General features: G+C 67.2%; 20 protein-coding genes and 1 other RNA gene. 14 read left to right on the top strand and 7 right to left on the bottom strand.

Annotated elements, in window-relative coordinates; all coding sequences use genetic code 11:
- Nucleotides 1–340: 340 nt before the first annotated feature.
- Nucleotides 341–1,750 carry a PLP-dependent aminotransferase family protein gene (locus XaplCFBP3123_RS05485; protein ID WP_104533079.1) on the bottom strand — a complete coding sequence of 470 codons (1,410 nt, stop codon included), beginning with the start codon at nt 1,748–1,750 and terminating at the stop codon, nt 341–343.
- Between the two features lie 130 nt (nt 1,751–1,880).
- On the opposite strand from XaplCFBP3123_RS05485, the gene XaplCFBP3123_RS05480 reads away from it, so the two are divergent.
- Together XaplCFBP3123_RS05480 and XaplCFBP3123_RS05475 are read left to right on the top strand one after the other, a co-directional pair.
- The gene (locus XaplCFBP3123_RS05480; RefSeq protein ID WP_104533293.1) at nt 1,881–2,672 is read left to right on the top strand and encodes a PhzF family phenazine biosynthesis protein; all 792 of its coding nucleotides are present in this window, start codon (nt 1,881–1,883) and stop codon (nt 2,670–2,672) included.
- Nucleotides 2,673–2,686: 14 nt separating this feature from the next.
- On the top strand, nt 2,687–3,595 hold the full coding sequence (locus XaplCFBP3123_RS05475) for a DMT family transporter (protein WP_172453119.1): 909 nt from the start codon (nt 2,687–2,689) through the stop codon (nt 3,593–3,595).
- A 41-nt stretch (nt 3,596–3,636) separates the two neighbouring features.
- On the opposite strand, the gene XaplCFBP3123_RS05470 is transcribed toward XaplCFBP3123_RS05475, so the two are convergent.
- Nucleotides 3,637–3,975, bottom strand: a complete 339-nt coding sequence (locus XaplCFBP3123_RS05470; RefSeq protein WP_172453081.1) for a hypothetical protein — start codon at nt 3,973–3,975, stop codon at nt 3,637–3,639.
- Between the two features lie 1,009 nt (nt 3,976–4,984).
- Here XaplCFBP3123_RS05470 and XaplCFBP3123_RS05455 point away from each other — a divergent pair.
- From XaplCFBP3123_RS05455 to XaplCFBP3123_RS05425, 7 genes are all read left to right on the top strand, one after another.
- The gene (locus XaplCFBP3123_RS05455) at nt 4,985–5,077 is read left to right on the top strand and encodes a potassium-transporting ATPase subunit F (protein WP_006452907.1); all 93 of its coding nucleotides are present in this window, start codon (nt 4,985–4,987) and stop codon (nt 5,075–5,077) included.
- Nucleotides 5,078–5,092: 15 nt separating this feature from the next.
- Nucleotides 5,093–6,904, top strand: coding sequence for a potassium-transporting ATPase subunit KdpA (kdpA, locus tag XaplCFBP3123_RS05450; RefSeq protein WP_104533076.1), 1,812 nt, complete (start codon nt 5,093–5,095; stop codon nt 6,902–6,904).
- An 11-nt stretch (nt 6,905–6,915) separates the two neighbouring features.
- Nucleotides 6,916–8,964: a potassium-transporting ATPase subunit KdpB gene (gene kdpB, locus XaplCFBP3123_RS05445; RefSeq protein WP_104533075.1), complete on the top strand. Its 2,049-nt coding sequence runs from the start codon at nt 6,916–6,918 to the stop codon at nt 8,962–8,964.
- 3 nt (nt 8,965–8,967) lie between these two features.
- Nucleotides 8,968–9,621, top strand: coding sequence for a potassium-transporting ATPase subunit KdpC (gene kdpC, locus XaplCFBP3123_RS05440; RefSeq protein WP_104533074.1), 654 nt, complete (start codon nt 8,968–8,970; stop codon nt 9,619–9,621).
- A gap of 55 nt (nt 9,622–9,676) precedes the next feature.
- Nucleotides 9,677–12,337: a sensor histidine kinase gene (locus XaplCFBP3123_RS05435; protein ID WP_104533073.1), complete on the top strand. Its 2,661-nt coding sequence runs from the start codon at nt 9,677–9,679 to the stop codon at nt 12,335–12,337.
- Nucleotides 12,327–13,043 (top strand): response regulator, encoded by a 717-nt coding sequence (locus tag XaplCFBP3123_RS05430; protein WP_104533072.1) that lies wholly within the window; start codon nt 12,327–12,329, stop codon nt 13,041–13,043. The genes XaplCFBP3123_RS05435 and XaplCFBP3123_RS05430 overlap by 11 nt, the downstream gene beginning before the upstream one ends.
- 293 nt (nt 13,044–13,336) lie before the next feature.
- Nucleotides 13,337–15,310: an alpha/beta hydrolase family protein gene (locus XaplCFBP3123_RS05425; RefSeq protein ID WP_104533071.1), complete on the top strand. Its 1,974-nt coding sequence runs from the start codon at nt 13,337–13,339 to the stop codon at nt 15,308–15,310.
- Between the two features lie 203 nt (nt 15,311–15,513).
- Here the strand turns inward: XaplCFBP3123_RS05425 and XaplCFBP3123_RS05420 are convergent, their stop codons facing one another.
- From XaplCFBP3123_RS05420 to XaplCFBP3123_RS05405, 4 genes are read right to left on the bottom strand one after another with little or no spacing between them, the layout of a single operon-like run.
- The gene (locus tag XaplCFBP3123_RS05420; RefSeq protein ID WP_104533070.1) at nt 15,514–16,902 is read right to left on the bottom strand and encodes an FAD-binding oxidoreductase; all 1,389 of its coding nucleotides are present in this window, start codon (nt 16,900–16,902) and stop codon (nt 15,514–15,516) included.
- On the bottom strand, nt 16,899–17,438 hold the full coding sequence (locus XaplCFBP3123_RS05415; RefSeq protein ID WP_104533069.1) for a metal-dependent hydrolase: 540 nt from the start codon (nt 17,436–17,438) through the stop codon (nt 16,899–16,901). The genes XaplCFBP3123_RS05420 and XaplCFBP3123_RS05415 overlap by 4 nt, the downstream gene beginning before the upstream one ends.
- 16 nt (nt 17,439–17,454) lie before the next feature.
- Nucleotides 17,455–17,823: a YraN family protein gene (locus XaplCFBP3123_RS05410; RefSeq protein WP_104533068.1), complete on the bottom strand. Its 369-nt coding sequence runs from the start codon at nt 17,821–17,823 to the stop codon at nt 17,455–17,457.
- Between the two features lie 4 nt (nt 17,824–17,827).
- Entirely contained in the window at nt 17,828–19,558 is a 1,731-nt protein-coding gene (locus tag XaplCFBP3123_RS05405; protein ID WP_104533067.1) for a penicillin-binding protein activator, read from the bottom strand.
- A gap of 82 nt (nt 19,559–19,640) precedes the next feature.
- On the opposite strand from XaplCFBP3123_RS05405, the gene rsmI reads away from it, so the two are divergent.
- Both rsmI and rnpB read left to right on the top strand, forming a co-directional pair.
- Nucleotides 19,641–20,462 carry a 16S rRNA (cytidine(1402)-2'-O)-methyltransferase gene (rsmI, locus tag XaplCFBP3123_RS05400; protein WP_104533066.1) on the top strand — a complete coding sequence of 274 codons (822 nt, stop codon included), beginning with the start codon at nt 19,641–19,643 and terminating at the stop codon, nt 20,460–20,462.
- A gap of 164 nt (nt 20,463–20,626) precedes the next feature.
- Nucleotides 20,627–21,053, top strand: an RNA gene (rnpB, locus tag XaplCFBP3123_RS05395) — RNase P RNA component class A.
- A gap of 663 nt (nt 21,054–21,716) precedes the next feature.
- On the opposite strand, the gene XaplCFBP3123_RS05390 is transcribed toward rnpB, so the two are convergent.
- Nucleotides 21,717–22,472, bottom strand: a complete 756-nt coding sequence (locus XaplCFBP3123_RS05390) for an NRDE family protein (RefSeq protein ID WP_104533291.1) — start codon at nt 22,470–22,472, stop codon at nt 21,717–21,719.
- A gap of 314 nt (nt 22,473–22,786) precedes the next feature.
- On the opposite strand from XaplCFBP3123_RS05390, the gene mraZ reads away from it, so the two are divergent.
- Genes mraZ through ftsL form a run of 3 tightly spaced genes read left to right on the top strand, consistent with a single transcriptional unit; the run spans nt 22,787 to nt 24,554 of the window.
- Nucleotides 22,787–23,242, top strand: a complete 456-nt coding sequence (mraZ, locus tag XaplCFBP3123_RS05385; RefSeq protein WP_011260238.1) for a division/cell wall cluster transcriptional repressor MraZ — start codon at nt 22,787–22,789, stop codon at nt 23,240–23,242.
- 14 nt (nt 23,243–23,256) lie between these two features.
- A complete protein-coding gene (rsmH, locus tag XaplCFBP3123_RS05380) occupies nt 23,257–24,294 on the top strand; it encodes a 16S rRNA (cytosine(1402)-N(4))-methyltransferase RsmH (RefSeq protein WP_172453117.1) in 1,038 nt (345 codons plus the stop codon).
- Nucleotides 24,291–24,554, top strand: coding sequence for a cell division protein FtsL (gene ftsL / locus XaplCFBP3123_RS05375; RefSeq protein WP_005991913.1), 264 nt, complete (start codon nt 24,291–24,293; stop codon nt 24,552–24,554). Before rsmH ends, ftsL begins: the two co-directional genes overlap by 4 nt.
- Nucleotides 24,555–24,621 lie beyond the last annotated feature (67 nt).

The following is a 24,621-nucleotide window of genomic DNA, read 5'->3' as shown; positions in this document are numbered from 1 at the left end:
GCCCCGCAGGGGTGGATGAGGGTACGGACTCACGGGCGGATGAGGGACGGGCGAAGCCCGGTGGAGCGCGTAGGTTGGCCGTTAGAGCAGCCGATCTGGGCGTGGCTGCAGGGCCCTTGCCCGCCCACCATCGCGGGACACGCCGTGAATCCGTCCCTGGAGGCTCTTATGCGGCATCCATGCCGCATAAGGTCCCGCGACGGTAGGCGCACAAGGACCAGTCAGGATGGTCGGTGTGCGTGGCGCAAGCGGTGCCTTCTCGTATCTGGACGTCTGCGCCGATCAGCTGCGTCATACCATTGTCTCGTCGGACACAGCTATTGCCACCAACCGAGAGTGGCTAACGCGCCACCTGCGCCGCAAGCTTGCCCAATCGTCGCATCGCGCGCTCCAGCGTGTCGCTCCATGGCTGGCCGCAGGTCAGGCGCAGGTGATCTGCGTAGTCGCCACGGCTGGAGTACAGATGACCGGGCGAAGTGCCGATACGTTCTGCCAGTGCGGCCTCGAACAGGGCCTGGCCGCTGCCGCCGTCGGGCAGTTGCAGCCATAGTGATAACCCGCCGGCCGGGTGGCCCACGCGCGTGCCCTGCGGCCAATGCCGCACGATCGCATCGCGCAGACGCTGCCCGTTGTCGGCCAGGGTGCGGCGCAGCTTGCGCAGATGCCGTTCCAGATCGTGTTGCGCCAGATAATCGGCCAGTGCCAGCTGCGGCAGGCTGGCGCTGCCGACCGTGGAAAAATACTTGGCGCGCACCAGGGCGTCGGTCCAGTCGCCGCCCAGCAACCACCCCACACGCAAGCCGGGCGACAGCACCTTGGAGAACGAGCCGCAGGTGATCACGTTGGCATGGGTATCGAAATGGCGCAGCGGACGTGGACGTTGGCCCGACCAATCCAGTTCGCCGTAGATATCGTCTTCGATCACCACGGTGCCATGGCGTGCGCAGCTGTCGAGCAATGCGCGCTTGGTGCTGTCGGGAGTGAGGCTACCGTTTGGATTGTTGAAGTTGGGGACCAGCACTGCTGCACGCACCGGCGTGCGCTGCAGCAGGGCATCCAGACGCGCGACATCGATACCGTGACAGGGAAGGTTGGGGACTTCCAGCACCTTGAGGCGCAATGCGGCCACCGCCTGCAAGATGCCGTGATACGTGGGTGTCTCCACCAGCACCACATCGCCTGGTGCGGTCAGGGTGCGCAGCGCCAGGCTGATCGCTTCCATCGCGCCGGCGGTGATCACCACTTCTTCCGCGTCGACGGTGGTTGCGCAGTGTGCATAACGTTGGGCGATCTGGCGGCGCAGTGCGGCGTGGCCTTGCGGCGGTGCGTAATCCAATGCCGCCGAGCGCTGGCGGCGCAGCTGCCGCGACAGGGCCGCGGCCAGTTGCGCGGCGGGCAACAGTGCGGGCGCGGGCGTGGCGGTGTGCAGCGGCACCAGGTCGGTACGCGACAAGGTGTCGAGTACGCGCTGCAAGGCCGGGTTGTCGACCATGCCCGGTTTGCGCTGACGTGTAACGGGTGCTGCGGCCGGCAATGCAGGCGTCGTGCTGCGCACGAAGTAGCCGGAGCGCGGGCGCGCTTGCACGCGCCCTTCGCGTTCGAGTTGCAGACAGGCCTGCACGGCGGTGGCAGTGCTGATGCCATGGTTGGCAGCCAGTTGCCGGATCGAGGGCAGGCGCTCGCCGGCACGCAGGGTGCCGCCTTCGATCTGCTGTCGCAGCTGCGTGGCCAGCGATTCGTACAGAAGCATCTGCGGACACCTTTCATCTGTATTGGTCGATTTGCAGCGTATCTGAATCTGTCATGGTCGTGTGCCGCATTGCAGACTGGGCGTGCCCGGTGAGTTCGCCAGGTGTGGGTTCTCTTCTGTGAGGTTGGCCGTGCTGCTTCCTGTGTTTATCGTCGATGCGTTCACTACGGTGCGTTTCAAGGGCAACCCTGCAGCCGTTGTGCCGTTGCAGGCCTGGCTGCCGGAGCCGGTGATGCAGGCCATCGCCGGCGAACACAATCTTTCGGAGACCGCCTTCTTCGTGCCCGACGGCAGCGGGGTGTTCGACATCCGCTGGTTTTCGCCGCTCAAGGAGGTCGGCTTCTGCGGGCATGCGACATTGGCCAGCGCGTTCGTGCTCGCGACGCACCAGCACGCGGCGTTTCCACTTTGCTTGCGTGCGCCGGCTGTCGGTGAGATCGGGGTCGCCAGGGTGGACGAGCGCACCTTCGAGCTGCGCTTCCCCAACCAGTTGCCCTCGCTGGTGCGGCTGGTGCCGCAAGCGTTGTCGGAGTCGTTATCGATCGCGCCGCAGGCTGTCTATGCGAACGCGCAGGCCTATATCGCCGTCTATGCCGACCAAGCACAGGTGCGTGGGGTGACGCCCGATCTGTGCCGGATGCTGGCACTTGCGCCGCGCGATGTGGCGGTCACCGCACCAGGACTTGAGCATGATTTTGTCTCCCGCTATTTCTGGCCATCCAATGGCGGTAGCGAAGATCCGGTCACCGGATCGATTCATGCCGCGCTTGCACCGCTGTGGGCGCAGTGGCTGGGCAAGACGCAGCTCACCGCGCTGCAAGCCTCCGCGCGTGGCGGCGAACTGCAGTGCCGGGTCGAGCCGCAGCATGTCTACGTGCGTGGCAGCGCTGTCCAGTATCTGCAGGGAATCATTGCGCTATGAGCACTCCCTTGTCTATGCAAGCGGCGTCGGCCGGCGCTGGGCGACGCGCGATCTGGCAATTGCTGGTTGCCGAAGTCTTGATCGGTTCGGTCGGCGTGTTCGTCCACGAAAGCGGGCAGGATCCGGTGACGGCGGTGTTCTATCGCTGCCTGTTCGGGGCGCTGTTTCTTAGCGTGTGCGGCTTGGTTGGTGGACAGCTGAGGGGGCTATGGCGCGAGCGCGCGCTGTTGCGCGATGCCATCATCAGCGGTGTGCTGCTGGTACTGAATTGGGTGGCGTTGTTCGCCGGTATGGCACGCTCGTCGATCGGCGTGGCGACCATGGTCTACCACGTGTTTCCGTTCGTGATGTTGCTGCTGGCCGCGCTGTTGCAGGGCGAGCGCACGCGGCGTGTCGATCTGGGCTGGACGCTGCTGGCGTTCGTCGGCGTGGCCTGCTCGGCAGATCCGGCGCGGTTGTGGCAGGCGGCCGACCGTGGCTATCTGATCGGCATTGCGCTCACGCTGTTGGCGGCGCTGCTATGCGGTGGGTCGCTGCTGATGTCGCGCCGTATCAGCCGCGAACGGCCGCTGGCGGTGGTGACTGTGCAGTGTTGGGTCGGCACCTTCCTGCTGGCCGGATTTTCCAGCAGTGCTGCGTTGCATCCGGGTCTGCATTGGCTGTGGCTGGCGGGCCTGGGCGTGATCCACAGCGGTATCGTCTACGTGCTGTTCTATTCGTCCTATCGCCATCTGCATGTGGCCACGATTGCGGTGCTGGCGTTCGTGTATCCGCTCGTGACGCTACTGCTGGACTATCTGCTCTACGGCCACGCGTTGGTGCCGGTGCAGTGGCTGGGCCTGGCGCTGATCGTGGTGGGCACGCTGGCGGTGAACCTGAAGTGGCGCTGGCCGCGGCGCGCGGCAAACAACGCACTGACCTGAGGAAAGCTGCCGCCGCGCCGTACACGCGGCGGCAGTGGAATTCAACGCACGTCGCGTAGTTCCCAGTGGTGCCCGGCCAGGGCCTGCATGCGCTGCTTGAGCAGGTCGCCGGGGATGCTGGTGGTGGCGACCAGGTCGATACGCAGGTCGCCCTGCTTGCCGCTGACCGTGGCCGCTGGATCGGTGACGCCCAGGCTGGGGTCCACCGCGTCCGGGTCGGCCTGCAGCTGGCGCCAGCGATCGAACCAGGCCGGATCACGCAAGGCGGCCTGCAACTGTTCGGCAAAGGCCTCGGCACCATGGGCGCTGAAGCTCACGCTCGCATCGCCGCCACGGGCGAGCTTGGGGTCGGGCAGGCTGATCGAGTAGCTGACAGGCATGTGCAAGGACTCTGATGGATGACGCCGGCACGTTAGTGCAGCGGCGGTGAGTGTTCCGTCGACAGGCCGCAAACGTCGGAGTCTCCAGGTGCGGAGTCACAGCTTGTCGCGAGCGGAGAGGGCGCTGTGCGCTCGCTTGTCCAGGTTTCTGATGGCATCTGGTGAACAATGCTGCAACTCGGAATCCCGGTTGTCTTTGTGTCTTAGGACATTAGGGGAGTAGGTGGCGCGGATAGGTCTGCTGTAGAGCGGTTGATCTGCGGCTTTTTTGCACGGCCCTTGCCCGCCCACCATCGCAGGACACGCCGCAAGTACGTCCCTGTAGGCTCTTACGCGGCATCCATGCCGCGTAAGGTCCCGCGACGGTGAGCGGGCAAGGACCCAGTCCAGATGGTCGGTGTGCACGGGCGAGCAGGGCGTGGCATGCAGTGTTTGCAGCATGCCCAATCAGTTGCCCAAGACGAGCCGAGCAAGAAGCAGGCTTTCAGTGAAGCAACCTCAGCACATCCTGGCGCGGTGACCTTGCCGGTTCCGGGACCCTTGGCGGCAGGGATGCCGCCAAGGAGCCTCCATGGACGGATTCACGGCGTGTCCCGGAAGTGGTGAGGGCACCGTGCCCTCGACCAACGAGGCCTTGCTACGACTTCGTAACGCCCTGACTCAAGACGTGGTTGTCCTGGGCTGGGACCGGGCGACGTGGGTGAGGTCGAGATTGCCTGGAAACGCCTCATAGCGTGACTGCAGACGTCGCCACGCAGCATTTATGCGGAATTTACGCGGCGGCTATCGCAGGTCCATAGCGATTTTACGCAGCCCGGGAAGACACTGCGCAGGTTGGCGGAGCGGTTCCGCCGGGGACGATCCCGATGCATTCCTTGACCTGTCTGCTCCATCGCCGCTGCGCGCGCGGTGCGGCAGCGCTTTGCCTTGTCGGCCTGCAGACGCTGCATGCGCCGTCGCATATCGCATCCATCGCGCCGCGTTGCGCGCGTCTCGGGGAGTAGCCGACATGCCTGCCTGGTTGTCCCTGTTGTGCGGCGTGGCCGTACTCGTTGCCGCTGCGTACCTGTTGTACGTGGTCCTGCGCCCCGAAGACTTCTGATGCGAGTGCGCTCCAATGATTGAGACTTTCCTTGTCTACGCGCTGGCCATCGTGCTGGCCTGGCCGCTGGGCCGTTATCTGGCGGCGGTGATGCGCGGCGCCCCGATGCGTGGCGACGCGCTGTTCGGCTGGATCGAACGGCCGCTGTATGCATTGCTCGGCACCCGCCCGCAGCAGGGCATGTCGTGGCGCGGCTATGCGGTGGCGTTCCTGCTCAGCAACCTGGTTGTCGGCCTGCTGACCTGGGCCGTGTTCATGACCCAGGCGTGGCTGCCGTTCAACCCGGACGCCATTGCGAACATGCGCTGGGATACCGCGCTGCACACCATGGTGTCGTTCGTCACCAACACCAACCAGCAGCATTACTCGGGCCAGGCGCAGTTGTCGTATCTGGCGCAGATGACCGGCATTGTCGGCCTGCAGGTGGTGACGCCGATGATGGGTCTGGCGTTGGCGGTGGCGACCTTGCGTGCATTGTTCGGTGGGCGAGCTGTCGCAACGGTGTCCGATTCGCTGCTATCCAATGCGACGGCGGGCGCCGAGCTGCGGGTGGCTGGGTCGGACGATGCGGAGATCGTCATGCCGCGCCAGGGACGGCAGCAGTCGAGTCCCGGCGTGGAGGCCCTGCCCGACGCGGACGTCGGCAATTACTGGGCCGACGTGATCCGCGCCAGCGTGCGCGTCTTGCTGCCGCTGTGCCTGCTGTGGACCGTGCTGCTTGGCTGGCAAGGCGTGCCTTCCACGCTGCAGGGTGCGGCCACTGCCGCACCGCTGGACAGCAGCGCCGGCATGTCCAAGCAGACCATTCCGGTCGGGCCGGTTGCGGCGATGGTCGCGGTCAAGCAGCTCGGCACCAACGGTGGCGGCTGGTACGGCCCCAACAGTTCGGTGGCGCTGGAAAATCCCACGCCGCTGAGCAGCCTGCTGGAGACCTTGGCGCTGGTGCTGTTGCCGATGAGCGTGGTGTTCATGGTTGGCTATCTGACCGGGCGCAAACGTCTCACCGCCCTGGTATTGGGCACCATGCTGACGATGTCGGTCGCATCCACCGCGCTGCTGCTGTGGTCCGAAGCGCATTCGGCCAGCGCCGGCTCGGCTGCCTTGATGGAAGGCAAGGAGGTGCGTGTCGGCGCGGATGCGTCTGCGTTGTGGGCGGCCTTGACCACGCAGACCTCCAACGGCTCGGTCAATGCGATGCACGATTCGCTGGCGCCGTTGAGTGGCCTGGTCACGCTGGTGGACATGCTGATCAATGCCATCTGGGGCGGCATCGGCTGCGGTTTGCAGCAGTTCGTGGTGTATCTGCTGCTGAGCGTGTTTCTGGCCGGTTTGATGACCGGGCGCACGCCGGAGTTGTTCGGCCGCAAGATCGAAGCGCGCGAGGTGCAGTTGCTTGCGCTGCTGATCCTGCTGCAGCCATTGGTGGTGTTGGGCTTCACCGCGGTGGCGTTGGCGGTGCCTGCATTGACGGCCAATTCCAATCCCGGCTTCCACGGCATCAGCCAGGTGTTCTACGAGTACACCTCGGCCTTCGCCAACAATGGTTCGGGTTTCGAAGGACTGGGCGATGCCACCTACTGGTGGAATCTGAGCTGCTCGGTGGTGCTGGCGTTGGGCCGCTACCCGGCGTTGATCCTGCCGTTGATGGTGGCGGCGCGCATGGCAGTGAAACGGCGTGCGCCCGAGTCGGCCGGCAGCCTGCAGGTCGAAACGCCGACCTTCGCGCTGACCCTGATGGCGATCGTGCTGGTGCTCACCGTGCTGCAGTTCATGCCGGCACTGGTGCTGGGTCCTATCGCTGAACACCTCGCCCTGGCGGCGTCCTGAGAGTTTGAGCAATGTCTACGATCGATACGACTGAAAAACGCGCGCGCGGTGACGCGGCGTTGTTCGACGCCGCCGTGCTGGTGGCGGCAATGCGCGCGGCCTTCCTCAAGTTGGCGCCGCGGCACCTGCTGCGCAGCCCGGTGATGGCGGTGGTGATGGGGGGCACGCTGCTGGCGGCGGTGATCACCGCCAGCGGGTATGGCAATGCCGGGTTCGGCTGGGCGGTGACGGCGATCCTGTTTGTCACCGTGCTGTTCGGCAATTTCGCCGAGGCCATCGCCGAGGCGCGCGGGCGTGGGCAGGCCGCATCGCTGCGCCGTGCGCGCAAGGATCTGGTCGCGCGCCGGGTGGAAACCGCACTCGGCGGCCGCGAGACCCGCGTGCCGGCGGCGGAGCTGCGCCCGGGCGACTACGTACTGGTGTCCGAAGGCGAATTCGTCCCGGCCGATGGCGAGATCGTGCGCGGCGTTGCGACGATCAACGAAGCGGCGGTGACCGGCGAATCGGCACCGGTGCTGCGCGAAGCCGGCACCGATCGCAGTGGCGTGATTGGCGGAACGCGCGTGCTCTCCGACGAGATCGTGTTCAAGGTCACCGCCGAGCCGGGACAGAGTTTTCTGGATCGCATGATCGCCTTGGTGGAAGGCGCCAACCGGCAGAAGACGCCGAACGAAATCGCGCTCACCCTGTTGCTGGCGGCGATGACGCTGACCTTCCTGATCGTGGTGGCCTCGCTGCCGGCAATTGCCGGTTTCGTCGGGGTCACGCTGGATCCGCTGCTGCTGATCGCGCTGCTGGTGTGCCTGATCCCGACCACCATCGGCGGGCTGTTGCCGGCGATCGGCATTGCCGGCATGAACCGCGCGCTGTCTGCCAATGTGCTGGCCAAATCCGGCAAGGCGGTGGAAGTGGCCGGCGACGTGGACGTGTTGTTGCTCGACAAGACCGGCACCATCACCTACGGCGACCGGCAGGCCACCGCGTTCCATCCGCTGGCCGGCATCGACCGTACGCAACTGCGCGATGCGGCGATGCTGGCCTCGCTGGCCGACCCGACGCCGGAAGGCAAGTCCATCGTCAAGCTGGCACGCCAGCAGGGTGCCGTTGCAGTCGAGCCGGAGGGCGCGCATTTCATCGCCTTCACCGCGCAAACTCGCATGTCCGGCGTGGATCTGGCCGGGCGCAGCATCCGCAAGGGTGCCGGCGACGCGATCGTGGCCTATGTGCAGGCGCAGGGCGCCACGGTGTCGCCGGAATTGAACGGGCGCATCGAGGAAGTCGCACGCGGCGGCGCCACCCCGCTGGTGGTGGCCGAAGGCCGTCACGTGCTGGGCGTGGTCGAGCTGAGCGACGTGGTCAAGCAAGGCATCAAGGAAAAGTTCGCGCAGCTGCGTGCGATGGGCATCAAGACGGTGATGATCACCGGCGACAACCCGCTCACCGCGGCCGCGATTGCCGCCGAAGCCGGCGTGGACGATTACATCGCCCAGGCGCGCCCGGAAGACAAGCTGGCCCGCATCCGCGCCGAGCAGGCCGGTGGACGGCTGGTGGCGATGGTCGGCGACGGCACCAACGACGCACCGGCGCTGGCCCAGGCCGATGTGGGCCTGGCAATGAACTCCGGCACGCAGGCGGCCAAGGAGGCCGGCAACATGGTGGACCTGGATTCGGATCCGGCCAAGCTGCTGGCGGTGGTCGAAGTGGGCAAGCAGCAGCTGATCACGCGCGGTGCGCTGACCACGTTCTCGTTGGCCAACGACGTGTCCAAGTATTTCGCGATCCTGCCGGCATTGTTTGCCGCGGCGATCCCGTCGATGGCCGCGCTCAACGTGATGCAGTTGTCCAACCCGCGGCATGCGGTGCTGGCGGCGTTGATCTTCAATGCGCTGATCATCCCGGCATTGATCCCGCTGGCGTTGCGCGGCGTGCGCTTTCGTCCGTCCAGCGCCACGGCCCTGTTGCGCCGGAACATGCTGATGTACGGCGTGGGCGGCGTGTTGCTGCCGTTTGCCGCGATCAAGTTGATCGACCTGGCGCTTGTCGCCACCCTGGGGAACTGAGTCATGACGATTTCTTCGAAGACCGACACATCCACGTTGCAGCCGCTGCGCGACGACGGCGCCTTGCGCGGGGCGGTGGTGCTCGCGTTGTTCATCCTGCTCGGCCTGGGTCTTAGCTATTCGCTGATCGCCACCGGTATCACCGGCGCGTTGTTTCCCACGCAGGCGCATGGCTCGCTATTGCGCGTAGACGCCCGTGTCGTTGGCTCGTCGCTGGTCGCCCAGCCGTTTGCCGATGTGCGCTATTTCCAGCCACGTCCCTCGGCGGCCAAGTACGACCCGACCGCGGCGGCCGGCAGCAACCAGGCGCGTTCCAATTCCGACCTGCAAACCCGCATCGCCGCCACGCGTGCCGAGGTGGCGGCGCGCGACGGCATCGCACCGGAGGCAGTTCCCGGCGAATTGCTCACCCAATCCGGCAGTGGCCTGGACCCGCATCTGAGCCCGGCTGCGGTGCAGGTGCAACTGCGCCGCGTCGCCACCGCACGCGGCTGGCCGGAACAACGCGTCGCCGCGCTGGTACAGGCCGCCACCGAACAGCCACAGTTCGGCCTGCTTGGGCAGCCGCGGGTGAATGTGCTGGCGCTGAACCTGGCGCTGGACCGCGCCGGGAATGGGGAGGCGGGAATCGGGAATGGGGTGAAGCAAAAGCACTAAGCTCATCGGGCAGCTGTAGGCTTTGCGATTCCCCATTCCCCATTCCCCATTCCCGATGATTGACGCCCGCACCCAACAAGCCGACGCGCTGATCGGTGAACTGCAGCGCGAACACGGCGGGCGTCTGACCGTTTTTCTGGGCGCCGCGCCGGGCGTGGGCAAGACCTACGCCATGTTGTCGCGCGCGCGCGAGCGCCTGCGCCAGGGCATGGACGTGGTGGCCGGAGTGGTGGAAACCCATGGCCGCAGCGAGACCGCCGCACTGCTGGACGGCCTGCCATTGCTGCCGCGTACCCGCATCAGCTACCAGGGCCGGGAGCTGGAAGAGCTCGACCTGGACGCCTTGCTCGCGCGCAAGCCAACGCTGGCCCTGATCGACGAGCTGGCCCATCGCAACGTGCCGGGAAGCCGGCACGAGCGGCGCTGGCAGGACATCGTCGAACTGCTCGACGCCGGCATCGATGTCTACACCACGGTCAACATCCAGCATCTGGAAAGCCTCAACGACATCGTGCTGCGCATCACCGGCGTGCGCGTGTCCGAGACCGTGCCCGATGCGGTGTTCGACCGCCTGCGCGACATCGTGCTGGTGGATCTGCCGCCACGCGAACTGATCGAGCGCCTGCAGCAAGGCAAGGTGTATCTGCCCGAGCAGGCGACGCAGGCCTTGCAGGCATTTTTCTCGCCCTCCAACCTCACCGCGTTGCGCGAGCTGGCGATGCAGACCGCGGTCGACCGCGTCGACAGCGATCTGCGCGACACTCAGGCCGCACGCGGCTTGCCCGGCACCGCCGCCTTGCGTCGCCGCGTGGTGGTGGCCATCGATGGGCGTGGCAGCTCCGATTATCTGGTGCGGGTGGCGCGGCGGTTGTCCGAGCGACGCGATGCGCCGTGGACGGTGGTCACCGTGCAGACACGCACCGTGGCCGACGCCGCCTGGCAGCTGGAGATCGACCGCGCGTTCGCACTGACACGCCGCCTGGGTGGCGATACCGCGCTGCTGCATGGCGCCAACGTCGCCGAGGCATTGCTGGATTTCGCTGCGCAAAACGGCGTGTCCACGCTGGTGCTGGGGCGCACGCGCGAACGCCCGCTCGCGCGCATGTTCAACCGCACGCTGACCCAGCAACTGCTGCAGCGTGGCGCGCATTACGAACTGGTCATCGTCAGCTCCGCCGATGCGCGCGCACGCGCACGCCAGCGTTGGCGCAATCCGCGCCAGTGGCTGCAGCGTTACGACCTGGCGTTCGCGGCGATCGCCGCCGCTGCCGCGGTTGCGGTGGCGTGGGTGATCCAGCGCTGGACCGACATCGACGACCTGTCGATGGTGTTCATCGTCGCGGTGGTGCTGGTGGCCTCGCGCACGCGCATGGCTGCCGCGGTGATCGCCGCGTTGCTGAGTTTTGTCGCCTACAACTTCTTCTTCATCGAACCGCGCTTCACCCTGCACATCAGCGCGCGCCAGGGCGTGGTGACGGTGTGCCTGTTCCTGATCGCCGCCCTGGTCGCCGGCCGCCTGGCCTCGCGCTTGCGCAGCCAGGTGCTGGCCTTGCGCGCCGCCAACGCGCATGCCAATGCGCTGCAGACGCTGGCCCGCGAGCTCAGCACCGCTGCCGATCTGGGGCAGGTGCTGGAAGCCGGCCGTCGCGCGCTGGGCACTGCACTGGATGCCGAGGCCTGGTTGCGTCTGGAGCAACGCGAAAGCGATGCACCGGCCAGCTTCGGCGCACTCGAGCGCAGCGCGGCGGACTGGACCCAGCGCCACGGTCAGCCGGCCGGCCGCTTCACCGATACGCTGGCCGGCGCGCAGTGGTGGTGCCTGCCGGTGCGGCATGAACGTGGCAGCCTGGGGGTGGCCGCGCTGCGCTTTCGTCAGAGCGTGCAGCGGCCCGGTCTGGAGGAGCGTCGGCTGGCCGAAGCGATGGTGGAAGACATCGGCCAGGCGGCGCTGCGCACGCGGCTGGTCGCCGATCTGGAAGGCGCACGCGTCAGTGGCGAAACCGAGCGCCTGCGCTCGGCGTTGCTGTCTTCGGTCTCGCACGATCTGCGCTCGCCGCTGGCCTCGATGATCGGCTCGGCCAGCAGCCTGGCCAGCTACGGCGATGCGATGGACGCGCAGGACCGCCACAGCCTGCTCGACACCATCCAGCTCGAAGGCGAGCGGCTGGATCGCTACATCCAGAACCTGCTCGACATGACCCGGCTCGGCCACACCGGGCTGACCTTGAAGCGCGACTGGATCGGCGTGGACGAGTTGATCGGCTCGGCCACGCGGCGGCTGCAGCGCTACCAGCCGGCAGTACGGCTGCAACTGGAGCTGGCCGCCGACCTGCCGGCGATCTGGGTGCATCCGGCACTGGTGGAACAGGCCATCTTCAACGTGCTGGAGAATGCGGCGAAATTTTCGCCAGCCGGCGTGGCCGTCACCGTGCAGGCGCGGCTGCAGGCCGGCGCCCTGCAGGTCGATATCGGCGACCAGGGCCCCGGCATTCCCGAGGACGAGCGCGCGCGCATCTTCGACATGTTCTACAGCGTGGAGCGTGGCGACCGCGGCCGTCACGGCACCGGGCTGGGCCTGACCATCTGCCAGGGCATGATCGGCGCGCATGGCGGCGGCGTGGAGGCACTGGCCGGTGCCGATGGTCACGGCACCACGATCCGCATTACGCTGCCGTTGCTCGTTCCCGCCGCGCCACCTCGCCCCGATGCCGACTGACCCCGCTGCCATCCCGCCTGCCCGCGTGCTGATCGTCGACGACGAGCCGCAGATCCGCCGGTTTCTCGACATCAGCCTGCGCGCGCAGGGGTATCGCGTGCTGCAGGCCGGCACCGCCGAAGAAGGTCTGGCCACGCTGGCCGGGCAGGGCGCCGAGCTGGTGGTGCTGGACATCGGCCTGCCCGATCGCGATGGACATGAGGTGCTGCGCGAGATCCGCCAGTGGTCCAGCGTGCCGGTGATCATGCTCACCGTGCGTGCCGGCGAAACCGAAAAGGTCGCCGCGCTCGATGCCGGCGCCAACGACTACGTCACCAAGCCGTTCGGCGTGCAGGAACTGATGGCGCGCATCCGCGCGCTGCTGCGCCAGGCCGGCGCCGGCAGCACGGTGGAGGAGAGCGTGTTCGACGACGGCCGCCTGCACATCCATCTGGGTCTGCGCGAGGTCACGCTCGATGGCGAAGCGGTGCCCTTGAGTCGCAAGGAATACGCCTTGCTCGCGTTGCTGCTCAAGCACGCCGGCCGGGTGGTCACCCAGCCGCAATTGCTGCGCGAGGTGTGGGGCCCCACCCACGAAGAAGACACCCATTACCTGCGCATCCTGGTCGGCAAGCTGCGCCAGAAACTGCACGACGATGCCGCCGACCCGCATTACATCGTCACCGAACCGGGCGTGGGCCTGCGCTTTATCGGGGTGATGCGCTGATCAGCGCCGCGCAGCTGTCTTTGTGACCACGGCGCGGACAGCTTGAGCGGGATCCGGTTGTCCCGGACGGTGCAAAGCCGGGTGGGGCGTTCGCTCGCGCGATGCGGGAGTCCGCATGCACGTGGCTTGCAATGCGGCAATGAGCTCGCCCTCGGGGATATGACGTAGAACGAGACCAGGGGTTCGTTCAATGACATGGTCTGTAAGGCGTTGCAGGTGCTTTCACGCCGCTGCCAACGGCATGCCAACATGCGCGGCGCAGCATGCGTCGGCATTTGGAAGAGGTGAGTGACATGCGGTATCGGTTCGGTGCGTTGTGGCTGTTGTCGGGTTGGCTATTGTTGGTCGGCTGCGCGTTTGCACAAACCGTGCCGACGCCTGCGCAGATCATGCAGCTGCGCAGCGTGGGCGACCCCCAGATCAGTCCGGATGGTCGCCGCATCGCCTACACCGTCGCCACCCCGCAGGCGCAGGGCAAGCCGCCGCTCAGCAAGATCTGGCAGATACCCGCACGCGGTAGCGCTGCCGCGGTGTCGATGCCCTCAACCGATGAGGCCAACGACCAGCATCCACGCTGGTCTGCCGATGGCCGCCGGCTGCTCTTCCTGTCGACGCGTCCATTGCCGGACAACGCCACCGGCCGCGAGCAACTGGCGCCAACCCAGGTCTGGCAACAGACAGCAGATGCCGCACCGCAGCCGCTGACGCGTTCGGCAGGGGAGGTCAGCGGGTTCTCGCTGTCGCCCGATGCGCGGCAGATCGCGTACCTGGCGCTGGATCCGCCCACCGCGCAGGCAACGGCCGATGCGGACGCAAAGCGCGATGCCGTGCAGACCGAGCGGCCAACCCGGTTTTCACGGGTGTGGGTGCGTGATCTGCAAAGCGGCCAGACGCGTGCGCTGACACCGCCCGGTCTGCAGGTGCACGACCTGGCCTGGTCGCCGGACGGCCGGCAACTGGCGCTGCGCGTGTCCGACGGCACCACGCTCAACGACTACTGGTACGCATCGCGCGTGCAGCTGTTGTCGCTGCAGGACGGCGTGCTTGGTGCGGTGCTCGAGCCGCATGCCTCGGCATTGCCATTGCAATGGTCGCCGGATGGCAGCCGGCTGCTGTATGGGCAACTTGGCGAGCACGGCATGGTGGCGCATCTGGTCGTGTACCAGCTGCGCAATCAGCAGCGTGTGGTGCTGGCGCAGGACTGGCCCGGCACTTTGTGGCTGGCGCGCTGGCAGAACGACAGCAGCTTGATCGGCGAAGGGCTGCAAGGCGTACGCGGTGCCTTTCTGCGCATCGATGCCGGCAGCGGGCGCTGGAAGCCGCTTGCCCGGCCGCAGATTCCGTATCAGGCATTCACCGTTGCGCGCAATGGCGAGATCGCCTATCTCGGCCTGCGTGATGACCAGCCCGCGGAGGTCTGGACGCTGCGCGCTGGTCAGCTCGCGCAGCGCAGCAGCACCAATCCGCAGGTCGCCGCCTGGGCGCATGGCCAGCTGCACGACTTGAGCTGGACTTCCTCGCGCGATGGGCGATCGATCGCGGGCGTATTGGTCACGCCGCCCGGCTGGAAGGCGGGAACGCCGCTGCCTACCTTGGTACAGATCCACGGGGGACCGGGAGCTGCCTGGGCGTCCGGCTGGTTGGGCTCCTGGCATGACTGGGCGCAACTGCTGTCCACCCATGGCTACGCGGTGCTGTTGCCCAACCCGCGCGGTTCCGAAGGGCAGGGTGCGGCGTTCACCGAGCTGGCGCGCCACGACTGGGGCGGTGCGGATTTTCAGGATGTGCTCGACGGCGTGGACCAACTCGAACGCGAGGGCGTGATCGATCCTGCGCGTCTGGCCATCGGCGGCTGGAGTTATGGCGGTTATCTGTCTGCATGGGCGGTGACGCAATCCTCGCGCTTCAGGACCGCCGTCGTTGGCGCAGGCGTGGTCGATATCGGCGCCATGGCGTTGACCACCGATGTACCCGATTACCTGCCGGGCTATTTCGGCGACCCGGTGCGTCACCGTGCCGAATACGACGCACGCTCGCCGATTCGCTACGCAGAAAAGGTGCGTGTGCCGGTGCTGATCCTGCACGGGCAAGCCGACCAACGCGTACCGCCATCGCAAGGCGACATGTTGTACCGCGCGCTGAAACTGCAGGGCACAGCGGTCGAGCAGGTGACCTATCCGCGTGGCCCGCACTGGTTTTACGAAACCGAGCATGGTGTGGATGTGCAACAACGCGTGTTGGATTGGCTGGATGCGCAGTTGCGTTGAGTTGCGGCGGTGCTGATCCGCAGGTCATCGCTGCTGCGGGGGACACTCTCTCGACTTTGACTTTGACTTTGACTTTGACTTCGACTTCGACGCCGATGATCGTGCCATCGGCGCACTGCGCTCTTCGATGCCAGAAACGAGCCAGGCCAGCGCAGCGTTCACCGGATCACGTTCGGCAATCCAGTTGCAACGCTGCAAGCGGGTCACTCAACGGGTGGCAGCACCTTGCCCGGATTCAAGATCCCGTCCGGATCCAGCGCGGCCTTGATCGCGCGCATCGCCGCCAGCGTCGGCGCGCTGAAGGCCTGGTCCATGAAATCGCGCTTGGCCACGCCGATGCCGTGCTCGCCGGAGAGCGTGCCTTCCAGCGACAGCACCAGCGCAAACAGGCGCGGCAATGCGGCATGTGCGCGTGCGTCTTCGTCGGCATCGGCCGGGTCGTACATGATGTTGACATGCAGGTTGCCGTTGCCGGCATGGCCGAAGGCGACAATGGGCGACGCGAATTCGGCGGCAAGCGCTTCCACGCCGGCCACCAGGTCGGGAATGCGCGAGACCGGCACCACCACGTCCTCGTTGATCTTGCCCGGCTTGATCGTGCGCAGCGCCGGCGACAGTGCGCGGCGTGCCGCCCACAGCTTGTCGCGCGCGCTGCCATCGGCGGCCACGTCCAGGCTCAACACGCCCTCGCCCTCGGCCGCAGCGTGCAAGGCCTGCAATGCGTAGGGCAGGGTGTCGTGATCGCCATCGGCTTCGATCAGCAGCATCGCGCCGGCCTCGGGCACGTCGCTGCCGTTGCGGCGCAGTAATGCAATCGCACTGGCATCCATGAATTCCAGCATCGTCGGCGTGGTTGGTTGCGCCATGATGCGCGACACCGCCGCTGCGGCACTGGCCGCATCGCGATACAGCACGCGCAAACCGGCTTGTGCGATCGCACGCGGTGTCAGTTTCAAGGTCGCCTCGACGATGATCGCCAGGGTACCTTCGCTGCCGACCAGCAGATGCGTCAGGTCGTAGCCGGTGGAATTTTTCGTATACGCACCGCCGCAACGGATCACCTCGCCGGTGCCGGTCACTGCGACCAGGCCGAGGACGTTGTCGCGGGTGGCGCCGTACTTCACCGCGCGCGGGCCCCCGGCATTGGTGGCCAGATTGCCGCCGACGCTGCAGATGTCCGCACTGGACGGATCCGGCGGCCAGAACAGGCCATGCGGCTGCAACGCCTGTTGCAGCTCGCCATTGAGCAGGCCGGGTTGCACCACGGCGCAGCGATCTGCCGGACGCAGCGCAAGGATGCGGTTCATGCGCACCATCGACACCACCACGCCGCCGGAAAACGGCACTGCCGCACCGGTGGTACCGGTACCGGCGCCGCGCGCCACGATCGGCACGCCATGCGCGCGACACGCCCGCACGATCGCCACCACATCCTCGGTATCGCGCGGCAAGGCGACGGCGGCGGGCAATGCCCAGCGGCGCGAATCGTCCTCGCCGTAGCGGCGACGCGCGTCGGCGCCGGTCAACCAGCCATCGGGGCCAAGCCGTGCGGCCAGCAACTCGGCCAGGGCAGTGGGAAGCACATCGGTCATGACGGGTGATCCTGTGGTGCCGCGCGCTGGATGCATTTCCATCCCAGCACGGCGACGGTGAGCGGCAGCCAGATCCAGCGCAGCTCGGAGAGCAGCGTGGCCAGGCCGCGCGCATTGAAGAAACCGTTGGCGAAGGGCGACACGCGGATCGGCCGCCACGGCGCGAACCAGCGCGCCGCGCTCCATGGCCAGGCCAGCGCAACGCCCAATCCGCCGGAGGTCATCGCATCCAGCAGCGGATGCGACGCGGTGCAGACGAACAGGAACGCTGCAGCCTGCAGCGCGTCCGCACGCAACAGGCGATGCGCACCACCACCCAGCAGCGCGATCGCCCCGGCGAACAGCAGCGAGTGGCTGGCGCCGCGATGGCCGAACGCATCCGCGTACGGAACATGCAACGCGAACGCCAGCACATCGGCATCCGGCAACATCGCCGCGACGATGCCGGCACCGAGCAGGCGCGGCGACAGGCGGCCACGCTCACTGGCGCACCAGAGCGCCAGCGGCACCGCAGCATGGGTGATGATGGTGGGCATCGCGCGTGGGTCGTTGTCAGCAATCGTCGGCGCGGAAGGCGTCGCGGATCCAGTTCAGCACCGGCGGCTCGCCGCTGGCTTCCACCACATCGAAGCGGCACGGCAAGGTCGCCAGTGCCGGGTGATAGGCAAGGAACAATTGCGCGGCCAGCACCAGCTTGCGGCGCTTGCGCCGGTCTACCGATGCCGCGCCGCCGCCGAAGCGGTTGTCGCGGCGATAACGCACTTCCACGAACACCAGCGCCTGCCCGTCGCGCATCACCAGATCCAGTTCGCCGCCGCGGTAGCTGGCATTGCCCACCACCAGCCGCAGCCCCGCCTGCTCCAGCAGCGCGCGTGCGGCCGCTTCCACCGCCGCACCACGCTGCTGACGCGCTGCCGGCATGGCGTCAGCGGCCGTCGGCGATCGGCACCGGGCGGCCACCGTTGAAGGTGGACCAGGCCGGGGTGCGCAGCACGTTGCCGAAGCCGTCCAGATGCAGGGTGCCGGTGGCGCCGCGCAGGCCGCCGTCGGTGCCGGTGGCGAGTTTTTCCAGATACGCGCTGATCTTCCAGGCGTCGTAGCCGAACGCGAACAGGCGCGCCCCCGGCCCGCGTGCGCTGGGCAACGTGCTGGCGACCTGGGTAGAGGCCGGCAGGCCGGACACGCCCAGGGCGGTCCAGGTTTCGCTCGGGTAGACGATGCCGTCCAGGGCCAGGTCGTCCTCGACCTTGCCGGTGCCGGCCACCAATTGCGAGGTACCCACGCGCGATTTGCCGGCGAATCCGCTCAAGGCCAATTGCGGCGCCAGCGCGCGCGCGGTGTTGCCACGCACCGCCAGGAACACCGCATCGGCGGTGCCGTAATTGCGCAGTTGCGCACCGATGTCGCCCGGCACCTCGGCCACGCTGATGCTGCCGGCGACGGTGCCGCCACGTTCGCTGAAACGGTCGCGGAAGGCCTTGATGGTGCGCTTGCCGTTGTCGTCGCTGGTGCCGACGATCAGCACGTTGCGGCGCTCGCGCGAAAGCAGGTATTCGGCGGCCATGATGCCGTCGTCTTCCGGCGCCAGCGAGAAGCCGGCGCTGCCGCTGGGCGGTGCCTTGTTGTCGGTGGGGCGGTTGAGCGCCAGCACCGGCACCGCCAGCTGGCTGCGTGCGAACACGGCGCTGACTTCGTCGCGCCCCAACGGGCCGACCACGTAGTCGACCCCGGCGCTCACTGCCTTGTCGTAGGCGGCATTGGCGCCGGCGGCGGTGCCGGCGGTGTCGAAGAAGCGCAGTTCCGGGCGGCGGCGGGTTTCGGCGTAGTAGCCGGCCAACAGACCGTCGCGCACCGGCGCCGAGGCGGTCGCCAGGTTGCCGCTGAGCGGCAGCAGCACGCCCAGCTTGATCGGCGGGCGATAGCCATCGCGTTCGGCCGGCGGGCGCTTGCTGGTGTCAAAGCCCCATTGCGCGTCGCGATCGAACGCGCGCGGCAGCGCCAGTCCGCGGCTGATCAAGGCGCGGCCGGCGAAGTTGTACAGCGGATCGCCCGCCGGCAGCGCCGCGGTGCGCCCCTTCAGCGTGGCGTCGTCGAGTGCGGCCAGCAGGCGCACGATCGCGCGCTGGTTCTCGCTGCGCGGGATGCCGGTCAGGCTGGCGTCGGCGCGTGCGCGGTCGGCGGCGGCCCCGAACAGGTCGCCGGTGCCTTCCAATGCGGCGGCGCGCGCCAGCAGCCAGCGGGTCTGCAGCGGCTGGGGCAGGCCTTGCGGGCTCTCGCCCAGGGCCTGCAGCGCCTGCGCGGCCTGCTTGTCGATCACCGCCAGCTCGCCGGTCAGCAGCTCGAATCTGGCGCGGTCCTCGCCGCTGAGATGACGCGCGGTGACCTGCGCGAGCAGCGTGCGCGCACGTGCGTCATCGCCGGCGTCGTGCCAGCCGAACGCGGACGCGGCCAGCAGGCGGCTGCGCTGCGCACCGCTGGCGCCTGCGGCCTCGGCTTCCAGTTGCTGCGCCGCCTCGCGCGGCTTGCCCTGGTCCAGCAACGCCAGCGCCGCGCTCTGGGTCGGCGAGGCGGTCTGGGTGACGCTGCTGGTGGCGCAACCGGCGGCCAGCATCACCATCAGCGACAGGGCGGAGATCCTTGCAACACGCTTGTTCATTTCAGATCCATTGGACGGGGCCCGCCGGGGCGGACCGTTAAAAACGCTACGATTCTACCCTTTGCCCTACGGAATACCGTTGATGACCTGCCCTGGAACCCTGCACGTGGTCGCCACGCCGATCGGCAACCTGGCCGATCTGTCGCCGCGTGCGCAGGAGGTGCTGCGTGGCGTGGCCGCGATCTGCGCCGAAGACACCCGCCATACCCGCCAGCTGCTCGGCCATTTCGGCATCGACCGCCCGCTGCTGGCCCTGCACGACCACAACGAAGACGCCATGTCCGAGCGCATCGTCGCGCGCCTGCGCGAGGGCGAGTCGCTGGCCATCGTCAGCGATGCCGGCACCCCGCTGGTCAGCGACCCCGGCTTCAAGCTGGTGCGCGCCGCCCGCGCCGCCGGGATCCGGGTCAGTCCGGTTCCCGGCGCCTGCGCGGCGATCGCTGCGCTCAGCGTGGCCGGCCTGCCCAGCGACCGCTTCGGCTTCGAAGGGTTTTTGCCGGCCAAGAGCGCCGCGCGCCGCGAGCGCCTGGCGCACTTGGCTGGCGAAACCCGCACCCTGGTGTTCTACGAGTCCTCGCACCGCATCGTCGAGTCGCTGGCCGACTTGCGCTTGGCCTTCGGCGACGACCGCCAGGCGGTGATTGCCCGCGAGCTGACCAAGCTGTTCGAAACCGTGCTCGACGGCACCCTGGCGCAGTTGCAGGCCAAGGTCGAAGCCGACGACAACCAGCGCAAGGGCGAGTTCGTGGTGATGGTGCAGGGCGCCGCCGACGCCGCCGAAGGCCAACTGGCCGAAGGCCGCCGCGTCTACGCCAAACTCGCCGAACACCTGTCGCCGTCCACCGCCGCCAAGTTGGCTGCCGAGCTGACCGGTGCGCCGCGCAAGGCGTTGTATGGCGGCTAGGTGTGCTGTTGCAGGAGCACGTTGACGTGCACTGGGATTTTTCTCGGTAAGGCCTCTCGCGCCCGGGTGCGCTCCTACGGGCAATTGCGCTCCTGCCGGCGATGGCGGGGCTGGCGTCGCGGCGCCGTTGTGCAAGGTGGCGATAGCGTATAGTGCGCCCCGGCGGAGTCGGCCAGACAGTCGCGTCACTCGCAAGAGTGCCGAGGAAAGTCCGGGCTCCATAGGGCAAGGTGCCAGGTAACGCCTGGGCGGCGCGAGCCGACGGAAAGTGCAACAGAAAGATACCGCCTACGTCCCTCGTCACCCCTCTGCCGCCACTGAAGCGTGTCGGCGATGCGCAGCATCGCCAAGTGCGTTCGGAGGCTGCAGAGGGGTGGCGAGGGGCCGGTAAGGGTGAAATGGTGCGGTAAGAGCGCACCGCGAGTCCGGTAACGGACCGGCACGGCAAACCCCACCTGGAGCAAGACCAAATAGGGATCCATTGGCGTGGCCCGCGCTGGATCCGGGTAGGTTGCTTGAGCGCTGCGGTGACGTAGCGCCTAGACGAATGACTGTCCACGACAGAACCCGGCTTACCGGCCGGCTCCGCCACCTTTTTGGGCGTAGGCCCAAAAAAGGCGCCCGCGCTTTGTACCGCTTTCGGCGGTACAAACCGCGGGTCCCGCTCCGCGCATGCCACACCCCCGCGGCTGTCGCCGCGCCCCCTTGACTCAAGGGGGCTTGCACTCGGGTGCACTGCTGGAGCGTCGGGTCGTCTGCCATCGATGGAACTGCTGTCGATGGAATTGCCTGGTAATCACTGTTGCGTCCTTCTCCCGGCTTGCGGAGGGGAACGGGCGGGTCCAGATCTTTTTTGCCTTCCACCGCTTGCGGGGGAAGGTGCCCGAAGGGCGGATGGGGGCAGCGCGGGAATACGTGGCGGATCCCACCCTCATCCGGCGCTGGGCGCCACCTTCTCCCGCAGGCGGGAGAAGGGGTGCGAGGCGGTCTGCGTCCTCCCGGCTTGCGGGAAGGGGAAGAGCGGTCCCGGAGATATCTGCCTTCCACCGCTTGCGGGGGAAGGTGCCCGAAGGGCGGATGGGGGCGCCGTGGGGACGGTTTGCCCATCCCCTCATCAGGCGCTGCGCGCCACCTTCTCCCGCAGGCGGGAGAAGTGGTGCTGGGCAATCTGCATTTGCCCGGCCTACGGGGGCGATGCGTGGGCCAGGCCCGGTGTTTCTTGCCTCATCGTCCCGCCAAGCAGTTCCGGTGTCTCTAAATGTCCAGCCGCGTCCCGCCCTGGAAGATGCCGTTCGGGCCGAAGCGGCGTTCGTGGATGAAGCCGCTGCCCTGGCGATCCACCGCGACGATGGTACTGGCGCGGGTGCCGTAGCTGGGTCCGTCGATGAAGGCGGCCGAGAGCAGGCGTTCGGTGGGCAAGTCCACGCCGGTGTGGGGCAGGGCGGCGTCGGGCGCGATGGCGTGGTTGCCCAGGGCGGTCCACAGCGGTTGCAGGTCGTCGCTGCCTGCAGCGCACCAATCGTGCAGGACCGCAGTCAGTGCAGCGGTCTTTGGCCAGTGCGCATCCAGCGGGCCGTTGGACATGCCGTGGATGCCGGGCGCCAACGTGCGTGCCAACGGCGGGTGATTGCTGAGGTGCTCGCAGCGCTCGGCGTCGCACAGCAATAGATTGAATGGCGGGAATTCGTGCGCGGCCGCTGCCAGGTCTCTGGCGTAAACGGCCGCGTCCAGGCTGCCGGCCAGGTAATCGGCAATGAGATGTCCGCGCGAGCGGCCGGATGCGGTGGCGAGCGGGTCGCGCACGTTGGTCACGACCGCGGCGCGCCCGTCGCTGCCCAGACCCACCCAACTGCCGCCCGAGCGCAGGTCGCGGCCTGCCAGCACGCCGTCGGCGGGTGCTGGCCAGCGCGCCAGCGCAGCGGTCGGGCGCTCGTGGAGTTCATCGCGGTTGCCCGCCAGCAGCAGGCGCCAGCGCGGGTGGGTTTTCCAGGCAAGAGCGACCAGGCACATGCCGCCGATTGTCGCCTGTTTGCGCATTGACCATGTGCAGCTGGCGCAGCGTGAAGTGAGACTGCGGTCGGGTTTACATGGCCTTCACGCCCCTGAATTTTTGTTCAATCTCAAAATCTGAGATGAAACAGCAACTTGTGGATAACCTTTGAACAAGTCTCTAAAGAGTGCCGCAACTCATTGATGCGACTGGCGATTTGCGACCTTCAAAGTTGTTGACAACCTTTGGCGCGCTGCTAAGGTGGGCAACGGAGGGAAAACCAGGTGTTTTGTGGTTTTTCGTGGTTCAATGATCCCCCAGCGGGTATTCGAGGTTGCATTCGGTGTTTCAGGGCGAGACTGCCATCACGGTGGACGACAAGGGGCGTATGGCGGTGCCAACCGCGTATCGCGACCTGGTCACGCGCGTGAGCGGCAATCGCCTGGTGCTCACCTACAACCCGTTCGAGGCCGGATGCCTGTGGCTATATGCGGAAAAGGAGTGGGAACGGGTGCGTGACGATGTGATGTCAAAGCCCAATACCCAGCGCGTGATCCGCACGCTGCAGCAGAAACTGGTGGGTTCTTCCGCAGTGCTGGAGCTGGACGCCAATGGGCGTCTGAGCATCCCGGCCAGTCACCGCAATGCGGTTGGCATCGAGAAGAAGGCCGTGCTGCTCGGCATGGGCGACAAATTCGAACTCTGGAGCGAGCAGGCACATCGCGCACTGATCCAGCAGACATTGTCTGACGGGGATCTGGGCGATGAATTGCTCGATCTCAGGTTGTGAGCCGGGGTGCCCGGATGCGCGGTGAAGCGCAGCCCGGTCACCCGGTGTCGCAGCCACCGGCGGCCCACGTGCCGGTGCTGTACACGCAGGTTCTGGACGGCCTGCAGGTGATCGAAAACGGAACCTATCTCGATGGCACGTTCGGGCGTGGCGGACACGCCCGTGGCGTGCTGCAACACCTTGGCCCGGGAGGTCGACTGCTGGTGATGGACAAGGACCCCGACGCGATCGCCGTGGCCGAACAGTCGTTCGGTGGGGATGCGCGCGTGTCCATCCATCGCGGCAGCTTTGCCGGGCTCGGCCAGGTGGTGGCTGCGGCAACCGTCGACGGCATTCTGCTGGATCTGGGCGTGTCCTCGCCGCAGCTGGATGTGGCCGGGCGCGGTTTCAGTTTCGGCAAGGACGGCCCACTGGACATGCGCATGGACCCGGACGCCGGCCAGAGCGCGGCCGAGTGGCTGGCGCAGGCCAGCGACCGCGACATCGCCGACGTGTTGTGGACCTATGGCGAAGAACGCCAGAGCCGCCGCATCGCGCGCGCCATCGTGGCGCGCCGCGCCGAACAGCCGCTGCTGCGTACCGCGCAATTGGCCGAGCTGATTGCCTCGGTGATGCCGCGCGGCGACAGCAAGACCCATCCGGCCACGCGCAGCTTTCAGGCGATCCGCATCTACATCAACCGCGAGCTGGACGATCTGGAGGCCGGCCTGGATGCCGCCCTGGGCGCGCTCAAGCCCGGCGGCCGCCTGGCGGTGATCAGCTTCCATTCGCTGGAAGACCGCATCGTCAAGCAGTTCATGGCCCGCTACGCCAAGGCCCCGCCGAGCAACCGCCGCCTGCCCGAAGCCCAGCCGTTCGTGCCGACGCTGCAACTGATCAGCGGCGCCATCAAGGCCGACGACGCCGAGCTGAGCGTCAACCCGCGCGCGCGTAGCGCGGTGTTGCGGGTGGCCGAGAAGCTGGGAATGGGGAATGGGGAATCGGGAATGGGCAAAGGCAACAGCGACGCTGCTTCCCGATTCCCGGCGTCTCCGAACGGAGACGCTGCATGAGCCGCCTGCTGCTCATCGTGCTGCTCGCCTGCAGCATCGCCTCGGCGATCGGGGTCGTGTACATGCGCCACATGCATCGCAAGCTGTTCGTGCAGCTGTCCAAGCTCGAACACACACGCGATGAATTGAATATCGAATTCGGCCGGCTGCAGCTGGAGCAGGCCACCTGGGCGGAAAGCAATCGCGTGGATCAGGTCGCGCGTGCGCGCATCGGGATGAAGTTCCCGGAGACCAACGACATCGTGGTGGTGCGCCCATGACGATGCCGCAGGACAGCCGTTTTGCACGGCGAAGCCGCCCGCAGGGTGGCGCACATGTAAGTGTTGC

It is taken from the genome of Xanthomonas arboricola pv. populi (assembly GCF_002939945.1).
Lineage (GTDB): Bacteria > Pseudomonadota > Gammaproteobacteria > Xanthomonadales > Xanthomonadaceae > Xanthomonas > Xanthomonas arboricola_A.
Note: the sequence above shows the minus strand (reverse complement) of the source record. Positions and strands in the feature narration are given on the sequence as shown.